The sequence below is a fragment of the uncultured Campylobacter sp. genome (assembly GCF_938017615.1).
Taxonomy (GTDB): Bacteria; Campylobacterota; Campylobacteria; order Campylobacterales; family Campylobacteraceae; genus Campylobacter_B.
Genome location: NZ_CALIJA010000124.1, coordinates 1 through 1,085, shown reverse-complemented (window position 1 = coordinate 1,085; position 1,085 = coordinate 1). Strand labels below are relative to the sequence as shown.

General features: G+C 42.5%; 1 protein-coding gene. It reads left to right on the top strand.

The genetic code is table 11. The features are described from left to right. Positions 1–111: 111 nt before the first annotated feature. Entirely contained in the window at positions 112–798 is a 687-nt protein-coding gene (locus Q0620_RS06425; protein ID WP_298783859.1) for a SapC family protein, read from the top strand. Positions 799–1,085 lie beyond the last annotated feature (287 nt).

Genomic DNA, 1,085 nt, shown 5'->3' with positions numbered 1-1,085 from the left:
GACAATATGATGCTAAATTTACGCAAATAAAAAAACAGGCAAAATTTCAAAACCCTTTAGAATTTTAATATTCTTTTTTATATAATTGCTAAAATTTTTTAAAGGATCAACATGACCCCAGTCGTATTAGATAGCGTTAAACACGCGGATTTACAGTATCACGCGGATGCATTCCCTACCGCACCTTTCGTACCGGTGATCGCGTCGGAGATCCCGTTTTGCGCGGACAACCTCGTTATCGTATTTACCATTGAAAAAGAACCCAAAATGGTGGCGCTGCTAGGGCGCACCAAAAACATTCTAATCGATAAGGATTATAAAGGAACGGTGCCCTCCTCGGTGCAGAATTATCCGTTTTTCCTAGCCCAGATCGGCGAGCAGACGGCGATCTGCTTCGACAAAGACGCACAGCAGATCAAAGGCGACGGTGAGGCGCTTTTTAAAGACGGCAAGCCGACGCCGTTTTTACAAAATTTAAAAGAGGTGATGAAAAATTACGCCGATTTGGATATGCGCACGCGCGTTGCCGCGGCGGAATTTCAAAAGGCGGGGATTTTAGAAGCCAAGGAGCTCGGTATCAACTCTAGCGGCAAGGAATCGTCCCTGCTAAACGGATTTTCGGTCGTAAATCGCGAAAAGCTTTTGAAGCTAAGCGATAAAAAACTTGCGGATTTTGCGCGCCGCGGATATCTGGAGCTAGCGTATTTCCATCTAAAAAGCCTTGCAAATTTTCAGCGCCTAGGCGATAAGATCATGCAGCTTGACCCGCCGACCGCGCAGAAAGAAGCGAAAAAATAGACCATTTTCGCCTCCTAAGTAGCTCATAATTTTTAGGATTTAATATCGCGGATTTATAAAACTTGCAAAACTTACGATTGTTTCGGGGTTTGAAGTTGCCATAACCGCATGCGAGCTTGAAGCCCTAGGAGGCTTTATTCGCGGCTAAACTAAATACACCGCAAATTTAGTCCTAAAATTTTAGCATAGGGTTTTATAACAAAAATTTTGCAACAACGCAGTACGCAAGATTCCACGCTTAAAATTTCAAGCGAGAAATTTTACTATAAAATTCTATTAAATTTAAA